General features: G+C 72.4%; 18 protein-coding genes and 1 riboswitch. Of the genes, 14 read left to right on the top strand and 4 right to left on the bottom strand.

Annotated elements, in window-relative coordinates; all coding sequences use genetic code 11:
- Window positions 1-200 precede the first annotated feature (200 nt).
- Window positions 201-413: riboswitch (cobalamin riboswitch) on the top strand.
- 263 nt (window positions 414-676) lie between these two features.
- The 11 genes from LZ198_RS26835 (at window position 677) to LZ198_RS26785 (ending at window position 14,065) form a co-directional block, all read left to right on the top strand.
- Entirely contained in the window at window positions 677-2,041 is a 1,365-nt protein-coding gene (locus LZ198_RS26835; RefSeq protein ID WP_253974914.1) for an aminotransferase family protein, read from the top strand.
- Window positions 2,038-3,597, top strand: a complete 1,560-nt coding sequence (locus tag LZ198_RS26830; protein WP_253974913.1) for an aldehyde dehydrogenase family protein — start codon at window positions 2,038-2,040, stop codon at window positions 3,595-3,597. Before LZ198_RS26835 ends, LZ198_RS26830 begins: the two co-directional genes overlap by 4 nt.
- Window positions 3,598-3,618: 21 nt before the next feature.
- Window positions 3,619-4,998, top strand: coding sequence for an acetyl ornithine aminotransferase family protein (locus tag LZ198_RS26825; protein WP_253974912.1), 1,380 nt, complete (start codon window positions 3,619-3,621; stop codon window positions 4,996-4,998).
- A 10-nt stretch (window positions 4,999-5,008) separates the two neighbouring features.
- Window positions 5,009-5,917, top strand: coding sequence for a CoA transferase subunit A (locus tag LZ198_RS26820; RefSeq protein ID WP_253974911.1), 909 nt, complete (start codon window positions 5,009-5,011; stop codon window positions 5,915-5,917).
- Window positions 5,907-6,671, top strand: a complete 765-nt coding sequence (locus LZ198_RS26815; protein ID WP_253974910.1) for a CoA-transferase subunit beta — start codon at window positions 5,907-5,909, stop codon at window positions 6,669-6,671. Before LZ198_RS26820 ends, LZ198_RS26815 begins: the two co-directional genes overlap by 11 nt.
- Before the next feature lie 18 nt (window positions 6,672-6,689).
- Window positions 6,690-7,886, top strand: a complete 1,197-nt coding sequence (locus tag LZ198_RS26810) for a thiolase family protein (protein WP_253974909.1) — start codon at window positions 6,690-6,692, stop codon at window positions 7,884-7,886.
- A 41-nt stretch (window positions 7,887-7,927) separates the two neighbouring features.
- Window positions 7,928-8,284 carry a hypothetical protein gene (locus LZ198_RS26805; protein ID WP_253974908.1) on the top strand — a complete coding sequence of 119 codons (357 nt, stop codon included), beginning with the start codon at window positions 7,928-7,930 and terminating at the stop codon, window positions 8,282-8,284.
- Window positions 8,285-8,399: 115 nt separating this feature from the next.
- A complete protein-coding gene (locus LZ198_RS26800) occupies window positions 8,400-10,343 on the top strand; it encodes a lysyl oxidase family protein (RefSeq protein ID WP_253974907.1) in 1,944 nt (647 codons plus the stop codon).
- A 12-nt stretch (window positions 10,344-10,355) separates the two neighbouring features.
- Window positions 10,356-11,504, top strand: coding sequence for a cysteine desulfurase family protein (locus LZ198_RS26795; protein WP_253974906.1), 1,149 nt, complete (start codon window positions 10,356-10,358; stop codon window positions 11,502-11,504).
- Window positions 11,505-11,601: 97 nt separating this feature from the next.
- Window positions 11,602-12,828, top strand: a complete 1,227-nt coding sequence (locus tag LZ198_RS26790) for an ABC transporter permease (protein WP_253974905.1) — start codon at window positions 11,602-11,604, stop codon at window positions 12,826-12,828.
- Window positions 12,829-12,841: 13 nt separating this feature from the next.
- On the top strand, window positions 12,842-14,065 hold the full coding sequence (locus LZ198_RS26785; protein WP_253974904.1) for an ABC transporter permease: 1,224 nt from the start codon (window positions 12,842-12,844) through the stop codon (window positions 14,063-14,065).
- Window positions 14,066-14,164: 99 nt separating this feature from the next.
- On the opposite strand, the gene LZ198_RS26780 is transcribed toward LZ198_RS26785, so the two are convergent.
- Entirely contained in the window at window positions 14,165-14,320 is a 156-nt protein-coding gene (locus LZ198_RS26780) for a hypothetical protein (RefSeq protein ID WP_253974903.1), read from the bottom strand.
- A 299-nt stretch (window positions 14,321-14,619) separates the two neighbouring features.
- On the opposite strand from LZ198_RS26780, the gene LZ198_RS26775 reads away from it, so the two are divergent.
- The 3 genes from LZ198_RS26775 (at window position 14,620) to LZ198_RS26765 (ending at window position 17,681) form a co-directional block, all read left to right on the top strand.
- Entirely contained in the window at window positions 14,620-15,144 is a 525-nt protein-coding gene (locus LZ198_RS26775) for a GNAT family N-acetyltransferase (RefSeq protein WP_253974902.1), read from the top strand.
- A 207-nt stretch (window positions 15,145-15,351) separates the two neighbouring features.
- Window positions 15,352-16,374 (top strand): glycoside hydrolase 64/thaumatin family protein, encoded by a 1,023-nt coding sequence (locus LZ198_RS26770; protein ID WP_253974901.1) that lies wholly within the window; start codon window positions 15,352-15,354, stop codon window positions 16,372-16,374.
- A gap of 47 nt (window positions 16,375-16,421) precedes the next feature.
- Entirely contained in the window at window positions 16,422-17,681 is a 1,260-nt protein-coding gene (locus LZ198_RS26765; protein ID WP_253974900.1) for a hypothetical protein, read from the top strand.
- A gap of 72 nt (window positions 17,682-17,753) precedes the next feature.
- Here the strand turns inward: LZ198_RS26765 and LZ198_RS26760 are convergent, their stop codons facing one another.
- From LZ198_RS26760 to LZ198_RS26750, 3 genes are all read right to left on the bottom strand, one after another.
- The gene (locus LZ198_RS26760) at window positions 17,754-18,653 is read right to left on the bottom strand and encodes a hypothetical protein (protein WP_253974899.1); all 900 of its coding nucleotides are present in this window, start codon (window positions 18,651-18,653) and stop codon (window positions 17,754-17,756) included.
- A 71-nt stretch (window positions 18,654-18,724) separates the two neighbouring features.
- On the bottom strand, window positions 18,725-19,984 hold the full coding sequence (locus LZ198_RS26755) for a sigma 54-interacting transcriptional regulator (RefSeq protein ID WP_253974898.1): 1,260 nt from the start codon (window positions 19,982-19,984) through the stop codon (window positions 18,725-18,727).
- Between the two features lie 117 nt (window positions 19,985-20,101).
- On the bottom strand, window positions 20,102-23,242 hold the full coding sequence (locus LZ198_RS26750; protein ID WP_253974897.1) for a serine/threonine-protein kinase: 3,141 nt from the start codon (window positions 23,240-23,242) through the stop codon (window positions 20,102-20,104).
- Window positions 23,243-23,485: the final 243 nt, after the last annotated feature.

The following is a 23,485-nucleotide window of genomic DNA, read 5'->3' as shown; positions in this document are numbered from 1 at the left end:
AAGCGCTGTGCGGGTAGGTGGACGAAGCTGCCAGCCGCGAAGCTGGGGCCGTGTCCCGCGCGACGCCACCGCTGTCTCGCACCGTGTTGCTCGGCGGACATCCAGGCGTCCTCGCGCGGATGTCGCGGACGCGACGGCGCAACGCCGCGTGTCACCCGTGGCGCGGGCCGCGTTGCTTGACAGTCCGAAGAGGCGGACAGTACAAACCGCCCCGTGCTGGTGCCTGGACGTCAGTCCAGGCTTGAAAGGGAACCCGGTTCGAATCCGGGGCTGCCCCGCAGCGGTATGTGAGAACGAACCTCGTCAACGGCACTGGCTCCCCCTGGGAGCTGGGAAGCGACGAGCAGTAGGGAGCCGGTCCTCGGACCGGAGCGCTCACGAGCCCGAAGACCTGCCCGCACCCGCTCGTGGGAGAAATCCACGGACGGTTTCGACCTGGAGCCGCGTGGGACGGCCGGAAGGTCCGAGCGCCCCGGCTCCCCGCGAGTGTCCTCGCGTCCGTGGCTCCCGGCTTCCGACCTCATCCCCCGTGTCTCCAGTCGCCCGTGGGGGCGAAGGTCGGTCCGTGGGCTCGCGTCGAGCCTGGTGCGTGCTCGCGCTCGCATCGTGACTGCCCTTCTTCCACGCGGTGGCCTCGCGGCGACTCCGGTCGTCCGCGCTGCGTGGAGGACGGACGATGCGGGACGAAGCGGGACAGGCGGTTCGCTACCCTCAGGGACATGTGCTCCTGCGCAACCTCGCGCGGGACTTCCCCGTGGTGACCCACGGGCAGGGCGTCTACCTCTTCGACACGACGGGCAAGCGCTACCTCGACGCCTCCGCCGGCGCGCTCGTGGCCAGCGTGGGCCACGGCAACCGCGAGGTGGTGGACCGCATCGCCGAGCAGCTCGGCCGCGTCGCGTACGTCAACGGCACCCACTTCACCACCGAGGTGACGGAGCTGCTCGCCACGCGGCTGTGCGCGCTCGCGCCCCCGGGATTGGAGCGCGCGGCCTTCCTCGGCTCCGGCTCCGAGGCCGTGGAGGCCGCGGTGAAGTTCGCCCGGCAGCTCTGGGTCGAGCGTGGCCAGCCCCGTCGCACCAAGGTCATCGCGCGTGTGCCCGGCTACCACGGCAACACGCTGTACGCGCTCTCGCTCTCCGGTCGTCCCCACTACAAGACGTTCTTCGGCCCCATGCTGGCGGAGGTCGTCACCACGCCCGCGCCGTACCCGTACCGCTCCGGGCTGGCGGACTACGACCGCGACGGCGCCGAACACTACGCGCGCCAGCTCGAGGAGACGCTGCGGCGCGAGGGCCCGGACACCGTGGCCGCGTTCATCGCGGAGCCCGTCGTCGGCTCCTCGGCCGGCGCCTCGCCTCCGCCGCCCGGCTACTTCGAGCGCGTGAACGCGCTGTGCCGCGAGTACGGCATCCTCACCATCGCCGACGAGGTGATGTGTGGCTGCGGACGCACGGGCACCTTCTTCGCCAGTGACCGGTACCACTTCACCCCGGACCTCCTCGTGCTCGGCAAGGGCATCAGCGGGGGCTACGCGCCGCTGAGCGCGGTGCTCGTGCGCCAGGCGCACCTGGAGGAGATGCGCGCGGGCTCCGGCGGCTTCATGCACGCGCAGACGTACCTCCAGGCGCCGGCGATGACGGCCGCGGGGCTCGCGGTGCTCGACTACTTCGAGCGCCACGGCGTGGTGGCGAACGCCGCGCGCGTGGGGGCGTACCTCCAGCGGCGCCTGCGCGAGGTGCTCGCGCCGCTGCCGCACGTCGGCTGCGTGCAGGGCGTGGGACTGATGGCGGGCATCGAGCTGGTGGAGGACGTGGCCACGCGCCGGCCCTTCCCGCGCTCGCGCAAGGTGGTGGAGCGCCTGCTCGCCGCGCTGTTCGAGCGGGGCCTCGTCCTCTGGTCCAACACCGGACACGCGGACGGGACGAATGGCGACCTGCTGATGGTCGGCCCGCCGCTCGTCATCACCCAGCCCGAGGTGGACGAGCTGGTGGACACGCTCGCCGCTGGACTCACCCGCTTCTTCCAGGAGGAACCATGAGCTTCCGCATCACCTACTCGGTGCTGGACGCGGACCTGTCCGCGCTGCACGCCCGCTTCGACGAAGCCCTCGCCGCCGCGCGCGCGGGCCTGGGCGCGGAGCTGCCCTCGTGGATCGCCGGCGAGGCGTACCGCGGCGGTGTCCTCCTGGAGAGCCGCAACCCGGCGAGGCCGGACGAGCTGCTCGCCTCCTTCCACCGCACGCCCGCCACGGAGCTGGACCGGGTGGTGCGCGTGGCGCGCGAGGCGCAGCGCGGGTGGGGCGCCACGGACTGGCGTGAGCGCGCGCGCATCCTCCGCCGCGCCGCCGACCTCATCTCCGAGCGCCGCTGGGAGCTGGCGGCCCGCATGACGCTGGAGGTGGGCAAGAGCCGCCTGGAGTCGCTGGGTGACGTGGAGGAGGCGGCGGACCTGTTCCGCTACTACGCCGGGCAGCTCGAGGACGCGGAGGGCTTCTCGCGCCCCATGGCGCGCCTGTCGCCGAACGAGGACACGCGCAGCGTGCTGCGGCCCTACGGCGTGTTCGCGGTCATCTCGCCCTTCAACTTCCCGCTCGCGCTGGCGGCGGGGATGAGCGCGGGCGCGCTGCTCGGGGGCAACACCGTCATCCTCAAGCCGAGCGAGGAGGCGCCCTGGTGCGCGGAGGGCCTGTACCACGCGCTCGTCGACGCGGGCCTGCCGCCCGGGGTGTTCCAGGTGGTGCACGGCGACGGCGAGTCGCTCGGCGCGGCGCTGGTGCGCCACCCGGGCGTGGACGGCGTGTCCTTCACCGGCAGCAAGGCGGTGGGCATGGACCTCCACCGCGAGCTGTCCACCGGCCGCGTGCGCCCGTGCTTCCTGGAGCTGGGCGGGAAGAACCCCGCCATCGTCTGCCGCGACGCGGACCTGGAGGCCGCCATCGAGGGGTGCTTCCGCTCCGCGTTCGGCCTGTCGGGCCAGAAGTGCAGCGCGCTCTCCCGCGTCTACGTGCAGGAGGCGGTGCTGAACGACTTCCTCGACGGGCTGGTGGCGAAGGCCCGGGCCGCCGTGGTGGGGGACCCGTCGCTGGCCTCCGTCTTCACCGGCCCGGTCATCAACGAGTCGTCGGTGCGGCGCTTCGAGCGCGCGGTGGACGAGGCCCGGCGCGACGGCGTGGTGCGCGCGGGCGGTGAGCGGCTCCGCCTGGACGGCCCGCTCGCGCGGGGCCACTTCGTCGCGCCCACGGTGGTGGAGCTTTCGCACTCGCACCGGCTGATGCGCGAGGAGCTGTTCCTGCCCTTCGTCGGCGTCACCAGCTTCCGCACGCTCGAAGAAGCGCTGCGGCTGGCGAACGACTGCGAATACGGGCTGACGGCGGGCATCTTCAGCCGCGACGCGGACACCGTGGAGCGCTTCATGGCCCAGGCCGAGGCGGGCGTGCTCTACGCGAACCGCCGCACCGGCGCGACGACGGGCGCCTGGCCCGGTGTGCAGTCGTTCTGTGGTTGGAAGGGCAGCGGCGCGTCCGGCAAGGGCGGCTGCGGCCCCTACTACGTCTCCCAGTTCATGCGCGAGCAGGCGCAGACGCGGATGGGCTGAGCCCTTCGCGAGGACACTCTCATGACCCCGCTCTATCCCGAAGTGAAGGTGGCTCCCCCGGGGCCCAACGCGCGCGCCATCATCGACGTGGACCAGCGCTACAGCTCTCCCTCGTACATCAAGGAGTATCCCCTGGTCGTCGACCGCGGCGAGGGGCCGTGGGTGTACGACGTCGACGGCAACCGCTTCCTCGACTTCATGGCCGGCATCGCCGTGACGTCCACCGGCCACGCGCACCCGCACGTGGTGAAGGCCATCCAGGACGCCGCGCAGCGCTTCCTGCACATCTGCGGCACGGACTTCTACTACGACGGCTTCTCGAAGCTGTGCGCGCGGCTCGCCGGCTACCTGCCGGAGATGGGGCCGAAGAAGGTCTTCCTCACCAACTCCGGCACGGAGGCGGTGGAGGGCGCGCTCAAGCTGGCGCGGCACCACACCAAGCGCCAGTACGTCGTCGCCTTCAAGGGCGGCTTCCACGGCCGCACCTACGGCGCCATTTCGCTCAACTCCTCCAAGGTGGCGCAGCGCGCGTTCTTCGGTCCGCTGCTGCCGGGCGTCATCCACGTCCCCTACGCCAACCCGTACCGCTGTCCCAACGGGTGCGCGCCCCACACGTGCGGCGACGCGTGCAACCCGGCGCTGGCGCTGGAGAAGGAGTGGTTCGTCAACCACGTGGACCCGCGCGAGGTGGCGGCCATCTTCGTGGAGCCCATCCTGGGCGAGGGGGGCTACGTCGTCCCGCCCAAGGGCTTCCTCCAGGAGCTGCGCCGCATCTGCGACGCGTACGGCATCCTGCTCGTGTTCGACGAGGTGCAGTCGGGCATCGGCCGCACGGGGAAGATGTTCGCGGCGGAGCACTTCGGCGTGATGCCGGACATCCTGCTGTCGGCCAAGGGCATCGCGTCCGGCATGCCGCTGGGCGCCATCATCGCGCGCGAGTCGGTGATGACGTGGCCGCGCGGCTCGCACGGCAGCACGTACGGCGGCAACCCGGTGTGCTGCGCGGCGGCGCTCGCCACGCTGGACGTGGTGGAGGGGCTGCTCGGCAGCGTGCGCGACACGGGCGAGCTGTTGATGCACGGCCTGCGCGAGCTCCAGTCGCGCCACCCCGTCATCGGAGACATCCGCGGCGTGGGCCTGATGGTGGGCGCGGAGTTCGTGGACCCGAAGACGCGCGAGCCCGCGGGGACGTACGTGTCCGCGCTGGAGCAGCTCGCGTTCCGCAAGGGCCTGCTGCTGCTGTCGTGCGGCAAGTCGACCATCCGCTTCGCGCCGCCGCTGGTGGTGGGCGCGCACGAGGTGGCGGTCATGCTGCGCGTCCTCGAGGAGTGCCTGCGCGAGCTGTCCGTCGACGGGGCCATGTCCATCCAGGCCGCCGCGACCGCCGGCGTGAAGCTGTGAGGCCCCGCCGATGAACAAGCTCTGCTCGATGAAGGAAGCCATCGCCGCCTCCGTGAAGAACGGGAGCTCGCTGGTCATCGATGGCTTCACCCACCTCATCTGCTTCGCGGCCGGCCACGAAATCATCCGCCAGGGGATTCGCGACCTCACCGCCATCCGCCTCACCCCGGACCTGGTCTATGACCAGCTCATCGAGGCGGGCGCGGTGCGCAAGCTCGTCTTCAGCTGGGCCGGCAACCCGGGCGTGGGCAGCCTGCACGCGCTGCGCCGCCGCAGCGAGGCGTCCTCACCGGAGCGGCTGGAGCTGGAGGAGTACTCGCACTTCGGCCTGCTGTCGCGGCTGCTCGCCGGCAGCGCGGGCCTGCCGTTCTGGCCGCTGCGGAACTACCAGGGCGGCGACATCGCGGGCGTGAACCCGTCCATCAAGACGGTGCGCTGCCCGTACACGGGCCAGGAGCTGGCCACCGTGCCGGCGCTGCACCCGGACGTGGCCATCATTCACTGCCAGCGCGCGGACGTGGAGGGCAACGCGCAGGTGTGGGGGCTGCTCGGCTCGCAGAAGGAGGTCGCCTTCGCGGCGCGCAAGGTCATCGTCGTGGCGGAGCAGCTCGTCCCCACGGAGGTCATCCGCAAGGACCCCAACCGCACGCTGGTGCCCGGCATCATCGTCAGCCACGTGGTGCACGAGCCCTGGGGCTGCCACCCCAGCTTCGTGCAGGGCTTCCACGACCGGGACAACGACTTCTACGTGAAGTGGGAGGACATCTCCCGCCAGCCGGAGACGTACCGCGCCTGGCTGGAGGAGTTCGTCTACGGCGTGAAGGACCGCCAGGGCTACCTCGCGCGGCTGGAGACGGGGCTGTTGGACACGCTGCGCGCGAAGGCGCGCGTCTGCGAGGGGGTGGACTATGGCTACTGAGAACGCGAGCGCCTCCGAGCGGATGGCGTGGCGCGCGGCCCAGGAGCTGCGGGACGGGGACGTGGTGTTCGTGGGCATCGGCCTGCCCAACCTCGCGTGCAACCTGGCGCGGGCCACGCACGCGCCGGGCCTGTTCATGATCTACGAGTCCGGCGCGGTGGGCGCGATTCCCGAGCGCCTGCCCGTCTCCATCGGCGACCCGTCGCTGGTGACGGACTCGCTGGCCGTGGTGGGGCAGGCGGACATCTTCCAGTGCATGCTCCAGCGCGGGCTCATCGAGGTGGGCTTCCTCGGCGGCGCGCAGGTGGACCGCTGGGGGAACATCAACACCACCGTCATCGGCGACTACGCCAACCCCAAGGTGCGCCTGCCCGGCAGCGGCGGGGCGTGTGAAATCGCGGTGCACGCGCGGCGGCTGCTCATCGTCATGCGCATGGGCAAGCGCACCTTCGTGGAGAAGTGCGACTTCATCACCAGCCCGGGCCACCGCATGCACGGGAAGACGCGCGCGGAGCTGGGCATGCCCGGCGGTGGTCCCACGCGCATCATCACCGACCTGGGCGTGCTCGACTTCGACGCGACGGGCGAGGCCGTGCTGTCCGAACTCTACCCGGGCGTGACGGTCGACCAGGTGCGCGCCGCGTGCGGCTGGCCGCTGCGCGTCGCGGAGTCCGTGCGCGCCGTCGGCGAGCCGGACGGCGCCGTGCTCCAGCTCCTGCGCGAGAAGCTCGACCCGAAGCGCCTCTACCTCTGACCCCGAGAACCCCTCCTCATGCCCGAAGCCTTCATCGTCGACGCGGTCCGCACGCCCATTGGCCGGTTCCGAGGCGCCCTCAAGGGCGTCCGCCCGGATGACCTCGCCGCGCACGTCCTGCGCGCGGTGCTCGAGCGCAACGGCGTGGAGGGCGCGCGCGTGGACGAGGTGTTCCTGGGCTGCGCCAACCAGGCCGGCGAGGACAACCGCAACGTGGCGCGCATGGCGCTATTGCTCGCGGGGCTCCCGGACAGCGTGCCGGGCGTCACCGTCAACCGGCTGTGCGCCAGCGGGCTGGAGGCCGTCATCCAGGGCTGCCGGATGATTCGGGTGGGCGAGGCGGACATCGTGCTCGCCGGCGGCGTGGAGTCCATGACCCGCGCCCCCTGGTCCATGGCCAAGCCGGAGGAGGGCTTCCCCACCGGGCGCCGCGAGGTCTGGGACACCACGCTCGGTTGGCGCTACCCCAACCCCCGGCTGGCGGAGCGCTTCCCGCTGGACGAGATGGGCGAGACGGCCGAGCGCGTGGCGAAGCAGTGGAACGTGAGCCGGGCGGAGCAGGACGCCCATGCGCTCGCCTCGCACCAGAAGGCGGTGGCGGCGCACGAGGCGGGGCGCTTCGCGCGCGAAATCGTCCCCGTGGACGTGCCCCTGCCCAAGGGCGGCGTGGAGCGCGTGGCCTTCGACGAGGGGCCTCGCGCGGACACCTCCCTGGAGCGGCTGGCGAAGCTCAAGCCCGCCTTCGCGAAGGACGGCACCGTGACGCCGGGCAACGCATCCACGCTCAACGACGGCGCGTCCGCGGTGCTGCTCATGAGCGAGGCCGCGCTGCGCGCCACGGGGGCCACGCCGCTGGCGCGCTTCGTGAGCTGCGCGAGCGCGGGCGTGGACCCGCGCGTCATGGGCATCGGGCCCGTGCCGGCGACGCGCGAGGCGCTGGAGCGCGCGAAGTGGAGCGTGGACTCGGTGGACCTGGCGGAGCTGAACGAGGCCTTCGCCTCGCAGGTGCTCGCGTGCCTGAAGGAGCTGGCGCTGCCCGCGGACCGCGTCAACGTCAACGGCGGCGCGCTGGCGCTGGGGCACCCGCTGGGCTGCAGCGGGGCGCGCATCCTCACCACGCTGGTGCACGAGCTGAAGCGCAGGGACGCGCGCAGGGGACTGGCCGCGCTGTGTGTCGGCGTGGGGCAGGGCCTGGCGATGACGGTGGAACGCTGACGCGGCGATTCGTCGCACGACCCGAAGCAAAGGAGCTGCCCTTGTCCGCGACGCTGCACATCTACCCCGCTCCCTCGACCCCGCGCGAGGAGGCCTGGCACTACCGCTTCGAGTGCGCGGAGGGCCATGGCGAGAGCGGCGCCATCGACTCGCTGGACACCCTGGCGGAGGTGCTGCGCCGCTGGGGGAGACACCTCGCGGACCAGCCGTGGACGGTGCTGCCCACCTTCGGCGGCGCCGCGCCCGCCCGCACCGAGGACGTGTGGAGCTGGGATGCCACGCGCGTGCTCTCGGGCCCGGAGGCCACCGCGCTCGTCCTCCAGCCCCGGACACGTGTCTCGCAGGGGATACCCTCCAACGCGCAAGCATCCGCCGGACCTCCACGACGGTCGTCGTAGTCTGCGGGGCTCCTGGACCTCGTCCCATCCCTGGCGAACCGCCCTGGCCACCGGTCGCACCCACACCCCCGCACGACGCGAGGTTCCGTCCCCCCTCCTCACGAGAGGAAACGTCATGCGTGTGTCCCTGCGGTCCGCGGTCGCGGTGCTCCTGCTGTCCCTGTGGTGTGGCTGCGATGACGACCCGGAGCCGGAGCCCGGCCCCTTCCTGTCCGAGACGCCCCTGTGGGAGGTGAGGAGCGACCGGGCGACGCCCAACGCCTGCTTCGGCGGCGACGTCGCGTTCGCGGACTTCGACGGCGATGGCCGAAAGGACCTGGCCGTCATCACCGAGGCCTGTCAGCTCCTGCTCCAGGGGACGCAGTACATGGGGCGCGTGTCCATCTTCCGGGGGCAGGAGCGCTTCTTCTCCCAGGAGGCCGTGTCCGCCGACCTGACGTGGCAGAACACGAACGCGCGGACCGGCGGACGCCGCCTGCGCTTCGCGGTGGGCGACGTGAACGGGGACGCCTACTCGGACCTGCTCGTGTCGGGTCTCTACGGCACGTCCGTGTTCCTGGGGCAGGCGGACCTGGCCGCGATGCTCGCCGCGCCGTCGTTCCGCGTCCCGGGCAACGGCAGCTTCTACACCAGCGGCTTCGTGGACCTGGACGGTGACGGCCATGACGACCTCGTCGCCAGCCGCGGCGTCGAGCAGCTCATCTTCCGCGCCACCCCCGGCTCACCCGAGGGCCTCTTCACGCTGTCCCACCGGCGCGATGGCTTCTTCTCCGCCAGGTTCCCCGGCGACCTGGACGGTGACGGGGTCGAGGACGTGGCGCTCACCCTGGACGATGGGCGCCTGGGCTACTTCCTGGGCTGCAAGCCGGGCAGCGCCTTCGCCTGCAACGGCATCGTCTCCGCGGAGCCGTGGCGCATCGAGGCCCTGTCGGGCCAGTACGCCCGCTTCCCGGACATCAACGGCGACGGGAAGGAGGAGGCCTTCGCGTCCTCGGAGAGCGGCCCGGTCCAGTTCCACCTCTCCAACCCGGACGGCACCTTCGCGACCACGCCGGTCTGGTCGCTCCAGGGAGACGCCGCCTTCACCGGCATCGGCAGCCCCACGCGGGCCCTGGGCGACGTGGACGGCGACGGTCGCGACCACGACTTCGTGATGGGCGCGGTGGGCCGGCTCTACTTCTTCTCCGCCCCGGAGGCCGCCTCCGCCGTGTTGAAGCCCGTCTGGGCGTGGCCCCGCGCGGACACCATCCCCAACGGCTACGAGACCTACCGGCGCTACTCCGTGCAGCCGGTGGGGGACCTGAACGGGGATGGCTACGCGGACCTGGCGGTCGCCTCCACGGCGTACGGCGACATCTTCGAGGCGCCCATCGGCGAGGTGGCCATCTACGGGGGCGGCAAGGTCCCGGACAGCCCCGCCCCGCCGCCCCATGCCCCCACGCCCCGGGCCTGCGACCTCGCGCTCGACCCGGTGAACGGCAAGCCGGACCTCACCGTGGACAAGGACGCGCTCATGCGCACCACGCACGTCGTGTGGAAGACCTTCTCCGCCGACGCGTGCGAGGTGAAGGAGCAGTGCGTGACGGCGCCCGGACGGCGCAAGCTGCTGCGCTTCAGCACGTCCATCCAGAACCTGGGCAGCAAGGCCGCCATCCTCCCGTCCATCGAGGAGAACCCGGACATGTATTACCTGGACGAGTGCCACGGCCACTACCACCTGCTCGACTTCGCGTCGTACGAGCTGCGCGACGCCTCCGGGCAGCACGTGCTCAGCGGACGCAAGCAGGGCTTCTACCTGGTGGACGTGCAGAGCTATTGCTCGGACGCGCAGCGGCAGGACTTCACCTACGACCCCATGGGCATCTCCGCGGGCTGGGCGGACATCTACACCCTCGACACGCCGTGCCAGTGGGTGGACATCACCGACCTGCCGGACGGCACCTACACGTTCCAGGTCAGCGTGGACGACAAGGACTTCGTCGACGAGGGAACGGTGTACCCCAACACCGTGTCCTTCCCGGTGAGGCTGGAGGGAGACGCGGTCACCGTCCTTCCGTAATGCTCCGGGGCCATGAGCCCCGACCGCCCGCTGTACCTGGACCACAACGCCACCACCCCCGTGGACCCGGAGGTGGTGGAGGCCCTGCTGCCGTACCTGCGTGACGACTTCGGCAACCCCTCCAGCGCCCACGCGTACGGGCGCCGCGCTCGCGAGGCGCTGGAGGAGGCCCGCGCGAAGGTGGCCGCGCTCATCCACGCCCGCCCCGCCGACATCCTCTTCACCTCCAGCGGCACGGAGGCCAACAACCTGGCCATCCGGGGCACCGCCGACGCCCGCGCCGAGCGTCGCCACCTGGTGACATCCGTCATCGAGCATCCCGCCACGCGCCTGCCCTGCGACGCGCTGGAGTGGCGGGGCTGGCGCGCGACGTGGCTGCCGGTGGACGCCGACGGCCGCGTGCGCGTGGAGGACGCCGAGCGCGCCCTGGACGCCGCGGGCGAGGACACCGCGCTCGTGTCGCTCATGCACGCCAACAACGAGACGGGCGTGCTCCAGCCGGTGGCGGAGGTGGCCCGCCTCGCGCACCGCCACGGCGCCACCGTGCACACGGACGCCGCCCAGTCCGTGGGCAAGGTGCCCGTGGACGTCACCGCGCTGGACGTGGACCTGCTCACCCTGGTGGGGCACAAGCTCCACGCGCCCAAGGGCATCGGCGCGCTGTACGTGCGCCCCGGCACGCCGCTGCGCGCCTTCACCCTGGGTGGAGGCCAGGAGCGCGGCCTGCGCCCCGGCACGGAGAACGTCGCCTACGCGGTGGGGCTCGGCGTGGCGTGCGAGCGGGCCGGGCGGCGGCTCGCCGAGGGCACCGGGCACCTGCGCGCCATGCGGGAGCGGCTGTGGGACCGGCTCCGGGAGGCCGTCCCCGGCATCGCCCTGAGCGGCCACGCGACCGAGCGCCTGCCCAACACCCTCAACGTCCGCTTCCCCGGCGCGCGGGGCAGCGCGGTGCTCGCGGCGGCGCCGGAGGTGGCCGCGTCCACCGGCTCGGCGTGCCACGAGGGCGGGGAGTCCGCGTCTTCCGTGCTGCGGGCCATGGGCGTCCCGGAGGACGAGGCCCTGGGCGCCGTGCGCCTGTCCCTGGGGCCCGACGTCACCCGGGACGACGTGGAGCGGGCGTCCGCCGCGCTGGTCCGCGCCTGGAATCAGGTGAAGCGCTGAGGGGCGCGTGCAATCATCCGCGCCCTGCCGCGTAGGACGCCTGTCGGGGTGAACCGCCCGACGTGTGTCCCCGCCCGCCGGCAAAAGAGGATTTCACGTGAGTTTCAGGGTCGACGTGTGGGAGGGCGGGCGCATCGCGTTGTCCTCGCTCCGCTCCAACCGGATGCGGACGGTGCTGACCACGGTGGGCATCGGCGTGGGCGTCTGCACGCTGCTGGCCATCGTCGGCATCATCCAGGGCATCAACCGCTCGTTCGAGGATCAACTCGCGCAGATTGGCGCCAACACCCTCCAGGTGTCGAAGTTCCCCTGGACGATGCACGGCGACTGGTGGTCGTACCGCAACCGCAAGAACCTGTCGGCGGACCTCGTCGAGCCCATCCTCAAGGCCTCCGAGCACGTCGTCGCCGCCGCGCCCCTCTACTTCGACCGCGTGGAGAGCCGGTTCCTCGACCGGCGCATGGGCTCGGTGACGGCCATCGGCACCTCACCGGACTACGCCCTCATCTCCTCCATGACGGTGGAGCGCGGGCGCTTCCTCACGGAGGCGGACGTCGACACGCGCGCGCACGTGGCCGTCATCGGTTCGGAGGTGGCGCGCACGCTCTTCCCCGGGCTGAACCCGGTGGGCCAGCGCCTCCTGCTGGAGGGGCGGCCCTACCGCGTGGTGGGCACGCTCGAGTCCAAGGGCACCATCCTCGGGGAGAATCAGGACATCGTCGTCATGATTCCCTACCGCACCTTCCAGGAGCAGTTCGGCAAGCGCTTCTCGCCGAACATCGCGGTGTCGGTGGACTCGCCGGACAACGTGCTCAAGGTGGTGGACCAGTTGACGCCCGCGCTGCGCCGCGCGCGCAACACGCCCCCGGGCGTGCCGGACGACTTCGCCGTCAACCGCCCGGAGCAGCTGGCCAACATGTACTCCCAGCTCACCGGCGCCCTGTACGGCGCGGCCACGGGCGTGGGCCTCATCACCCTGCTGGTGGGCGGCATCGGCATCATGAACATCATGCTGGTGTCGGTGCGCGAGCGGACGCGGGAGATCGGCGTGCGCCGGGCGCTGGGCGCGCGCAAGCGCACCATCATCGTCCAGTTCCTGATGGAGGCGTCGAGCGTGTCCGCGGTGGGCGGCGCGCTGGGCACGGTGGTGGGCCTGGGGGTGGCGAAGACGGTGTCGCTCATCACGCCGCTGGCCGCGTCGGTGGAGCCGTTGACCGTCGCCCTGGGCGTGGGCTTCGCGGCGATGGTGGGCTTGTTGTTCGGCATCTGGCCCGCGGCGCGCGCGGCCAACCTGGACCCGGTGGAAGCGCTCCGCCACGACTGAGGACACACCGGCGATGATGGCTTTCTGGGACACGATTCGATTGGCGTTCGGGACGTTCGTCTCGAACCCGCTGCGCTCCTTCCTGACGCTGCTGGGCATCGTCATCGGCGCCACCACGGTGGTGACGATGATGGGCCTCATCCAGGGCCTGCGGAACCAGGTGAACGAGAACCTGTCCGAGCTGGGCGCCAACTGCTTCCAGGTGCAGCGGCTGCCGTTCGGCGCGGGGAACCTGTCGCTGGCGGAGCTGTCGCGCCGGCCGCGCTTCTCGCTGGAGGACCTGGACGCCATCCGCGAGCTGCCGTCCGTGCTGGTGGCGGCGGCGGAGGACTCGCGCGGCGGGCAGAAGGTCTCCACGTCCCAGCGCGAGTCGCGCGCCAACGTGGGCGTCTGGTCCGGCACGCCGGAGTACTTCCAGACGAACTCGGTGACGGTGGAGCGGGGCCGCGCCTTCACGGAGACCGAGTACATGGACGGCCGCCGCGTGGCGGTGATTGGCCTGGACCTGGCCGACACGCTGTTCCCCGGCCTGGAGCCGCTGGGGCAGACCGTGCGCCTGCAGGGCCGCAACTTCCTGGTGATCGGCACGCTCAAGCGCCGGGGCGGGTTCCTCGGCGGCGGCAGCCAGGACAACCAGATGATGATTCCGCTGTCCGCCTTCCGCCCGCTGTACGGCTTCAACGACCTGCGCGTGAGCATCCAGGCGCACTCGGCGGAGGTGCTCCAGCGCGCGCAGGACGAGGTGACGGTGCTGATGCGCCGCCGTCACCGGCTCAAGCCCGCGGAGGCGGACGACTTCTTCGTGTTCTCCAACGAGAGCACCACGAAGATGTTCAACAACATCTCCCAGGTCATCTCCGCCGCCACCTTCGGCGTGTGCCTGCTGTCGCTGCTGGTGGGCGGCATCGGCATCCTCAACATCATGCTGGTGGCCGTCACGGAGCGGACGCGGGAGATCGGCATCCGCAAGGCGCTGGGCGCCAAGAAGCGGCGCATCCTCGCGCAGTTCGCCACGGAGGCCGTGGTGCTGTCGCTGGCCGGCGGCGCGCTCGGCGTGGGCCTGGGCATGGGCCTGGCCCAGCTGGCGAAGTGGGTGATGGGCCTGCCCACGGAGGTGCCCCTGTGGGCCGTGGGCCTGTCGCTGGCCATGAGCAGCGGCGTGGGCCTGGGCTTCGGCATCTACCCGGCCGCGCGCGCCGCGAAGCTCGACCCCGTGGAGGCCATGCGCACCGAATAGGGCCCGGGCGCCTCGACGTCCGCGCCGACGAGAGAGGCCCCACCCGCGGGAACGCGGGCGGGGCCTCGGTGCTTCAGCTCGCGCCAGGGGCGCGGGCGACTACGGGCAGGGCGGGGTGCAGATGAGCGCGCCGGTGATCGGGTGCTTGTAACAGAACACCTCGCACTCCGAGGACGCGGAGACGGGCGCGAAGCCCGTGAGCACGGCGGCAACGGCGAGGACGACGGCGACGCGGAGAGGCTTGAGGACAGTCATGGGGTGTGTCTCCTGATTGCGTGTCCGGACAGCGGGCTGGAGTCTGTGTTCCGCCGCATTTACTGACAATTAAGAAATTGAGATTCGCACGGAAGGTGCGTTTCGCGGCCCTCTGGCGCGCACGCTGGGAGGACTGGAGTTCCCTTGGTTCCCGAAGGTGTACGGCGGGGATGGAACTCTCCGCGCGTGCTGGGTGGGGCGTCCGGACACGCGCGGTGCGAGGGGGCGGCGAGGCGGGGGCGGCGGGCGTGCGTGGGGTTGCGGTGGAGGGCGGGGCCGCGTGCTACAGGCTCGCGTCCATGAGCGACAGCGACGTGGTGAGCCGGGCCGTCATCCGCGAGGCGGGGCCCGGGGATGACGCGGCGGTGGGCGAGCTGCTGGTGTCGGCGTTCACGACCCAGTACGCGAAGAAGCTGCCGGAGGTCGTCTACACGGAGGCGCGGAAGCAGGAGCTGCGGGACGTGGCCGCGCGGCGCGCGGTGGCGTCGGTGCTGGTGGCCGAGGTGGACGGCGAGGTCGTGGGCACGGTGGCCCTGTTCCCGCCCGGCGCGCCCGGTTCGGAGGCATGGTTGCCTCGCGCGGCGGACCTGCGCGGGCTGGCCACCGCGGTGAAGTACCACGGGAAGGGGCTGGCGAAGCCGCTGCTGGACGCGGCGGAGGCCCTGGCCCGGACGTGGGACGTGGACGCGGTGGCCCTCCACGTCCGCCGGGGCGCCGAGGGGGTCGGCCGCATGTACATGAAGCGCGGCTTCCAGCGCGTGCCGGAAGGGGACATGTCCCTGCCCACCGTGTACCTGGAGGCGTACCTGCTGCCGTTGAAGTGAGGGGCGCGCCCGGGCGCCGGGCCTGATGACGACGGACATCAGCGCTCGACGCCTGTCATCAGGCGGGCCCGGTCGTCGCGAGGACGGCTGCCCGGGGGACGTCGTGATTCCGAGGGGTTGGTGGGAGGTGGGGCTGGCATGGGGCGTGCTCAAGGTCCCCACATCGGCTGACACACCGGCCTCATCGCCTCCCCGAGGAACCCCGCCATGGCGCTCTCCCCCGTCTCCGCCCGCACCGCGTCCCCCGTCTCCGCGCAGTCCCCGGTCGCCTCCGCCCGGCCCGCCGCCGTGGCGTCGCAGCCGGTGCAGCCGAAGACCGCCGGGCTCCAGTCGCTGCTCCAGCAGGACGGGTTCGACGGCCCGGGGGGCCTGGCGGGCGCGGATGGCCTCCAGAAGCTGGCGAAGATGCTCGCGACCCTCAGCGAGCTCGCCCAGGTGCTGGGCGGCGAGGCCAGGGCCGCGGGGATTCCGGGCGCCGCGGGTGGCGCGTCCCCGTGCGGGGTGCCGTCCCTCGGCGGGCAGGGCGCGCCGGTGGCGGGGGCGTCGAAGGCCGCTGGCGCGGGCGCGCCCTTCCCGGTGTCTCCGGCGGAGGGCGGCGTGGTCGCGCCGTCCCTGGGCAAGGAGGCCGCGGCGGCAGGGCCGGCGGCCGTCGACGGGAAGTCGAAGACGGCCATGGCGCAGGGCGCGAAGCAGGACGGCAACACGCTGACGCTCAACAACGACGGCGACAAGCCGATGACGGTGAACTTCACGCCGAACGCGGGCGAGAAGGCGGTGGACTCCGTCACGCTCCAGCCGGGCGAGAGCCGCACGGTGAAGTTCCCGGAGGGCTGGTCCGGCAACTTCCGCAGCAGCTCCGGCGACGGGAAGAACGCCACGCTGGGCGAGGTGAAGTTCGGCGGCGGCTTCGGCCAGACGTACTACGACGTCAGCTACATCGAGGGCCACAACGCGGCCATGACGATGCAGCCGGTGGGCGGTGGCCGGAAGTCCGGCACGATGGAGAACCTGCTCGACGCCGCGCCGGACGCGGTCAAGGCGCGCGGCGCGGACGGCCAGGCGTACGGCATCAAGAAGTCCACCACCTCCAACGTGCAGGACCCGTCGGTGGTAGACTTCTTCCGCAAGCACGTCGGCGCGGACCAGGGGTACGTCATCCCCACCGATGATGCGAGCACGCTGGGCAGTGGCGACAGCAACCTGGTCGTCCACATGAAGAACCTCACCTGAGTCTCGCCGCCCCACGCGCCGGACCTGCGCGTGAGAAGCCACCCGTCATGAGCGTTCGCTGGCCCCAGAATGTCCCCCGCCCCGGCGTCCCCACCCGGAGCCCTCAGGACGAGGTGCCTCGCGAGAAGGAGAAGCCCGGCGAGTCGAAGTCGTCGGGCAAGGCCACCGCCAAGGGCGGCAAGGCCCCCGCGGGTGGGAAGGGCAAGGCCTCCGAGAGCGCCGCGAGCGGCGGCTCCCAGGGCGCCGGTCGCCAAGAAGGCCTGGAGTCGGGTGGGCAGCGCGGCGCCGCGGACGGGATGGACTCGGGCGGCCAGCGCGGCGCGGAGGGTCTGTTCCCGGGCGGTCCCGGTGCCGGTGAGGGCACGTCGGTGGGCAAGGCGCCCAGCGCGGAGCAGACCTCCACGCGGCTGGGGGCAGACCGCCCCACGACGGCTCCGGCGGCCCAGGCCCAGGTCACGAAGGGGCAGCTCGGGAAGCAGGCGCCCACCGTCGCCCCGCAGACGTCCCAAGAGGGCGACGCGGCGGAGCAGGACGCGGAGAACCTGGCCCGGGCCGCGCTCGAGGGGCGCGCCCGGCTGCGCGCGGCGGTGGTGGACCGGCTCATGCGGGGACTCACGGAGGTGGAGGCCCGGCTGAGCGAGTTCCTGGCGAACCCGGGCCGGCAGGGCGTCGTCACGCTGCCGCTGGTGCTCAGCGAGAGTTCGGTGGCGAACGAGTTCTGGCAGATGGCCCACGAGGTGCCCGACGACCGGGGCTTCCTGGCGCAGACGCTCGGCCTGCCGGTGTCGGTGGACGACGCGCCGCTGCTGCAGATGCTGCGCGAGGAGGTCCACGCGGCGTTCGACGAGTTCCTCCAGTCGGCGCCGGGCAAGCAGGTGCGGGCGAGCTACGAGGCGGTGCTGGCCCGGTACGAGGCGGCGCGCGTGCAGCCCGTCATCGCCGGCCACGACACCGGCCCGCTCGTCGAGGTGTGCGCGCGGCTCCAGCTCCCCTGCGAGCCCGACTTCACCCGCTCGCTCCTGCTGTCGCCGCTCCAGCTGGCCGTGGCGCTGTCGCCCGAGGAGGGCACCGAGCAGCAGGTCATGGTCGCGGGCCTGACGGTGACGCAGTTGGGCTCGCTGGTGGCGCACCTGCGCCAGCTCAACCCCATGCTCAGCAACGCCCAGGTGCGCCAGCTCCTGCTGCGCGCCGCGACGGACCTCAAGAAGGCGTTGCGCAAGCCGCTCGGCGACGCGGAGGTGGAGCGGGTGCAGGCGCTGGCGCGTCAGCTCCTGCGGTTGCAGGCGGTGGAGATGCTCTTCGTCTGAAGCATGCCCACGGCCCGGCGCCCCGCCTGACGCCTCAGGCGGGAGTGGGGCGCTGCTCGGAGCGACGACGACTCAGGAGGACTCGCGGCCGAAGTTCGACTTCGCGCGCGAGCCACCGCCCTCGGTGGTGCCCAGCGCGCCAATCAGGTGGCCGCCCTTCTCCGCGCGCTCGGCCTCGGTGGTGCCCTGGGCCTGCTCCACCACGAGCATCCCGCCGCCCTGGTGCTCGCGCCAACTGGTGCCCACGGCGTCCTCCAGCTCGCCCGCGCTGAGCGACAGGCTCTTGCCGGTGCCCGGGTCCTTCACCTTGTACGAGCCGTCCTCGGACTTGCCCTCGACGGTGACCCAGTGCGCGCGGCCCGTGCCGCTGTCCTTCGCGTTCGGATCCACCTTGTTGGAGTCCACCAGCACGGCGGCCTTGCCGTCGCGCGCCAGGGCCTGGTCCATCATCGTCCGGTCGAACGTGGACGAGCTCTGCGTCACCTGCGCGCCCTCGTGCGCGACCATGTTCGACAGCTCGTGCGCCGTGGTCCCGTTGCCGTCCGTGAAGCGCGACTCCAGCGCGTCCATCGTCTGCGAGTCCTGCGCGGAGTCCTTCGACGTGGTGCCCTTGGACTTGCCCAGCATCGTCGCCACGGCCGAGCCGCAGTTGGCGTCCTTGGTCTGCTGGATGACGGAGCCGTCGCCGCCGAAGCCGTTGATCGCCGGGGCCTGCGCCGGCATGTCCTTCACGCTGCCCACCACCTGGGCCGTGGGCGCCACCTCGCACGTCCCCGCCGGACCGGAGAACCGGTTCGACCACGCCTGCCGCGAGGCCTCCTCCGCGCCGTACGCGTCCGCCAGCGCCTCCACGACCGCGCGGGAGACCTCCGCCTCCGGGGCCTGCTCCTGCTGCGCCTCCTCGATGCGGGTCGAACCGACGCGTGCCTGCTCGAGGACTCGCGACATCTGCGGGGAGAGGGTGATGCTCACGGCATCCTCCAAGGAGGGGAGAGGGGCGTCTGGGGCCTTATCCTACACCAAGTCCCACCCGGCGTTAAGCCTCACTCCCGCCCGGCGTCCAGGTCGTGTTTACGAAGCAGCTTCTTCAGGTACACCCGGTCGATGTCCGCCTCGCGGGCGGCGCGGGAGATGTTGCCCTCGCAACGCTCCAGCAGGTTGCGCAGGTAGTCCCGCTCGAAGCCGTTGATGAGCTGCTCCTTGGCTTCCTTGAAGGGCAGGTCCAGCTCCGCCATCTTGAGGCCCGCGGCGTCCGCGGAGGACTCCAGGTCCGGCAGCGCCTCCTCGCCCAGGTTCACCACCTGCTCCACCACGTTGCGCAGCTCGCGCACGTTGCCGGGCCAGGGGTACTGGGCGAGCAGGGCGCGCGTCTGGACCGACAGCGCGCTGGGCGGCCGGTCCATCTGCTGGAGCATGTGGTCGATGAGCAGCGGGATGTCCTCCGGCCGCTCGCGCAGGGGCGGCAGGCTCACCCGCAGCACCGCGAGCCGGTGGAACAGGTCGCGGCGGAACTTCCCCTGCTGCACCGCCTGCTCCAGGTTGACGTGGGAGGCCGCCACCACGCGCATGTTGACCGTGTGGTAGTCGTTGGCGCCCACGCGCTTGACCTGCCGGCGCTCCAGCACGCGCAGCAGGCGGGGCTGCAGCTCCAGGGGCAGCTCGCCCACCTCGTCGAGGAACACCGTGCCGCCCTGCGCGCGCTCGAAGGCGCCCGCGCGGTCGCCCTGGGCGCTGGTGAAGGCGCCCTTCACGTGGCCGAACAGCTCGCTCTCGATGAGCGTGGGGGGCACGCCCGCCAGGTCCACGATGACGAACGGGCCCTGCTTGCGCGGGCTGTTCTGGTGGATGGCCTCCGCGCACAGGTCCTTGCCCGTGCCCGTCTCGCCCTGGATGAGCACGTCCGCGCCGCCGGGGGCCAGCCGCTCCAGCAGCGTGAAGGCCTCGCGCATCTTCCGGCTGTTGCCCACCAGCGCGCCGAAGCGCTCGCGCGAGGACAGCGTCACCGCGCGCTCCCGGGTGTCCTCCGGCATCAGCTTCAGCTCGGTGGTGCCCAGGGTGATGAGGGTGCCCGGGCGCAGCTCCAGGGACGTGAAGCGCAGCTGGTCGCAGAACGAGCCGTTGTGCGAATCCAGGTCCGTGGCCACCACGTGCTCGTCGTGGACCTCCAGCCGCAGGTGCTGCCGCGACACGGCCTTGTCGTCGAGGACGATGTCGCTCGTCGGCGACTTGCCCACCACGTACGTGCCCTGCTTGAGCGGGTGCACCTTGCCGGAGTCCGGACCCGAGAGGATCCGGAGCACCATCCTGACCTGACCCGCCCGGCCCCGCGTCAGCGTGGCGGTGGCGTCCAGGGAAGCCTCATCCTCGTCCGGCGGCAACGACACGGGCCGGAGGCTAGCACGCCCGTCGCGGGCCGCCACTCACCGACGCCGGGTGCGGGGGGGCGGACGCGGCGGCCGGGGCTTCTTCTCCTCGGGGAGGGAGCTCAGGAAGGTGTCCACCTCGACCACCCGCGCGTCCAGGCCGGCCTCCGTGAACCAGCCCCGCGCCCGCGTCGCCTCGCCCCGCGCCTGCGGGGCCTGCCCCGTCTGGTACAGCGCCCGCGCCAGCGCGAAGCCGGACTCCGCCAGCGCGTCCGGGGGCGCGGACGCGAAGCCCACCGCCGCGCGCAGGGGCTCCACGGACTCGCGCGCCTTGCCCAGCCCCAGCAGCGCCTGGCCCACGCCGTCCAGCGACGGCTGGAGCTTCTCGTCGTCCGCGGGGAGCGCCTTGCGCTTGAGCGCGAGCGACCGTTCGTAGGTCCCCAGCGCCTCCGCGTACCGCCCCATGCCGAGCTGGCACATGCCCACCTCGTCCAGCATCTCCGCGAACTGGGGGCTGTCCTCGCCGTAGAGGGCCTGGACGATGTCCGCCGCGGCGCGGGCGTGGGGCAGGGCCTCCGCGTCGCGCTTCAGCTCGCGCAGCGTCCACGACAGCATGCCGTGGCGCCGGGCCACGTCCGGGTGCAGGGGGCCCACGGCGGCGGTGGTCTGCTGGAGCGCCTCGTTCATCAGCGCCAGGGCGCGCGTCGAGTCCCCCTGCGTGTGGAGCACGCGCGCCAGGAGGAACGTCGTCCGCGCGCGCTTGGGGTGCTGCGGCGGGAGGCTCCGCGCGTAGAGGGCGCCGGCCTCCTCCAGGCGGGCCTTCGCCTCGTCGGTGTGGTCCTGGGTGAGGGCGAGGTTGGCCTGGTTCACGCGCACGTCGCCGAGCAGCACCGGGTCGCCGCCCAGGCGGGTGAGGGTGGCCTCCGCCAGCTCGCCCCAGCGCGCGGCGGGCTCGAAGTGCTCCAGCCCGTCCTCGACGAAGAGCAGCTTGTTGAGCACCGCGACCTTGAGGCGGTCCGCGTGTCCGGCCTCCGCGTCGAACACGGCGCGCGCGAGCATCCGCGAGGCCCCCGGGGAGTCGCCCAGTTGCTCCATCAGCCAGCCCTGCGCGAAGTGGGCCTCGGCCACCAGCGGCAGGTAGCCCGTCTCTTCCATGGGCGCGAGCAGCGGCTTCAGCGCGTCCAGGGCCGGCGGGTAGCGTCCGGCGTCCATCTGCGCACGGACCGCGGACAGCTTCTCCTCCAGCGCGTCGAGCGTCGCGCGGCGCAGCGGGTCCGCGGGGCGCCGCTGCTGCTGGGCGAGCCCCTCCTCGTCGTCGCACTCCGCCAGCGCGGGGAGGGCGAGCGCCGCGTCGAGCGACTTCTCCACCACCGCCGCGTCCGCGCCGGACAACAGCTCCACCGTGGCGTGGAAGTCCTTGCGCCGCCGCTCCAGGCACACGAGCTGCCGGTCCAGCTGCTCCTCCGGCTTGACGCCCTGGACCCGCGTGGCCTCGCACGCCTGGACGCGCTGGGCCTTCCACGCGTCCGCGTAGTCCCCGAGCACGCGCGTGACGTTCGCGGCGACGTTGGCGGCGAAGGGCTTGTTCGTGGCGCCGAAGGCGGACGTGAGCTGCTCCGCCTTCGCGGGGGACCACTCCGCGTCCATGAGCGCGCCCGCGTCCACGCACACGCGCGACTGCTGCCACACCGCGCCCGCCGTCAGCGCGAGCGCGCCCCCCAGCAGGCCCACGGCCACCGACTGGCGCCGCCGCTGGAAGCGACGGTGCTCCTGGGAGAGCGCGTCCAGCAGGGCGCCCATCGACGGGTAGCGGCCCGCGGCCTCCAGCGACAGGCCCTTGAGCACCGCGTCGCGCACCCAGCCGGGCACCTTCACCTCGCGCGGCGGCTCGCGCACCAGGGGCGAGGCGCCGAGGACGCCGGGCTTCGCGGTGTCCTTCCCGGCGCCGAGCGACTCCGTGTGCTTCTCCGCGGTGGCGGGCGCGGTGGAGAAGACGTAGGCCTTCACGCTGCCCGGGTCGAAGGGGCGCACGCCGTAGAGGGCGCCGTACAGCGCGGCGCAGAAGCTGAACTGGTCCGTGCGCCCGTCCAGCGTCGCGCCCCGGAACTGCTCCGGGGACATGTAGTTGGGCGTGCCCACGACCAGGCCGTGTTCGGTGAGCGTGGTGTCCAGCATGCGCCGCTGCGAGGACATCAGCAGCCGCGCCTCCTCCGTCGTGGGCTCCTCGACGTCGCTCTGCAAATCGCCCACGGGCCGGGCGAGGCCGAAGTCCGTCACGTAGACGCGGCCCGCGCGGCTCACCAGCACGTTGGCGGGCTTGAAGTCGCGGTGCACGAGGCCCGCGGCGTGCGCGGCCTCCAGGCCCCGGCCCGCGGCGATGTAGCGCTCCAGGATTTCGCGCCACGAGCGCTGCCCCGACTTCAGCCACGAGGACAGCGTGCCGCCGTCCACCAGCTCCATGGCCACGAAGACCTGGTCGCCCCACATGCCCACGTCGAAGACGGGGATGACGTTGGGGTGGGAGACGCGCGCCATGGCCTGCGCCTCGCGGAGCAGTCGCGCCCGCGCGTCCTCCGCGTCGTGCTGCTTGCCCGGATGCAGCAGCTTGAGCGCCACCTTGCGGTCCAGGTCCGGGTCGTAGGCGGCGTACACCACGCCCATGCCGCCCTCGCCCAGCTGCTTCAACAACAGGTAGCGGCCGACCTGGGACAGGGGCGGGGCGTCGCGCCGCTCGAGCTCCGGGCCCGTGCCCGTGTCGCGAGACCGCGAGCCGGAGCTGCTCGGGCCCGTGCCCGCGTCGCGACCGCTCCGAGGCAGGTCCTCCGTGCCCTCCACCCGCTCGCGAGGACCGCGGGGCAGGTCCTGGGTGCCCGTCACCGCGTCGCGGAAGCTCGGGCCCAGGTAGCGGGGCGCCGTGCCGATGTCGGGCCCTTTCTGGGGCAGGTCCTGGGTCCCCGTCTCCGGCTCACCCAGGGCCCTGGCGGCGAGGGGGCGCTGGGGCAGGTCCTGCGTCCCCGTCTCCGGGTCGCCCAGGGCCCTGCCGGCGGCGACGGGGCTCCGGGGCAGGTCCTGGGTCCCCGTCTCCGTGCCGGGCGTGCCTGTCCCCGCGTCGTGCGGGCCCGGCTGCGCTTCGCGCGGACGCGGCAGGTCCTGAGTGCCCGACTCCTCGCCTCGCTCGCCCGTGTCTTTGCTGGTCATGCGCTGTGCACCCGTGCCGCGAAGTGTAGCCGGGCTTCATCCCGTGCCCAGCGTTCTCTGCCGAGCCGCGTCAGGGGTTGCCTGAGGTCCGTTGTCATCAGTGCCGGGACTGTCGTCATCAGGGCGAGCGGGCTCGGGTGGAGCAACTCCCTGGAATCAGGTGAGGGGAGCGCGGGTGGGGAGCGGGCTTACAAGTCGCGTTCCATGCCCGGGCCTGGAGGGAGGCTCGGGGGCCTGCCTGCC

The organism is Myxococcus dinghuensis (genome assembly GCF_024198235.1).
Taxonomy (GTDB): Bacteria; Myxococcota; Myxococcia; order Myxococcales; family Myxococcaceae; genus Myxococcus; species Myxococcus dinghuensis.
The sequence above is the reverse complement of the archived record's forward strand: the minus strand, read 5'-3'. Positions and strand labels throughout refer to the sequence as shown.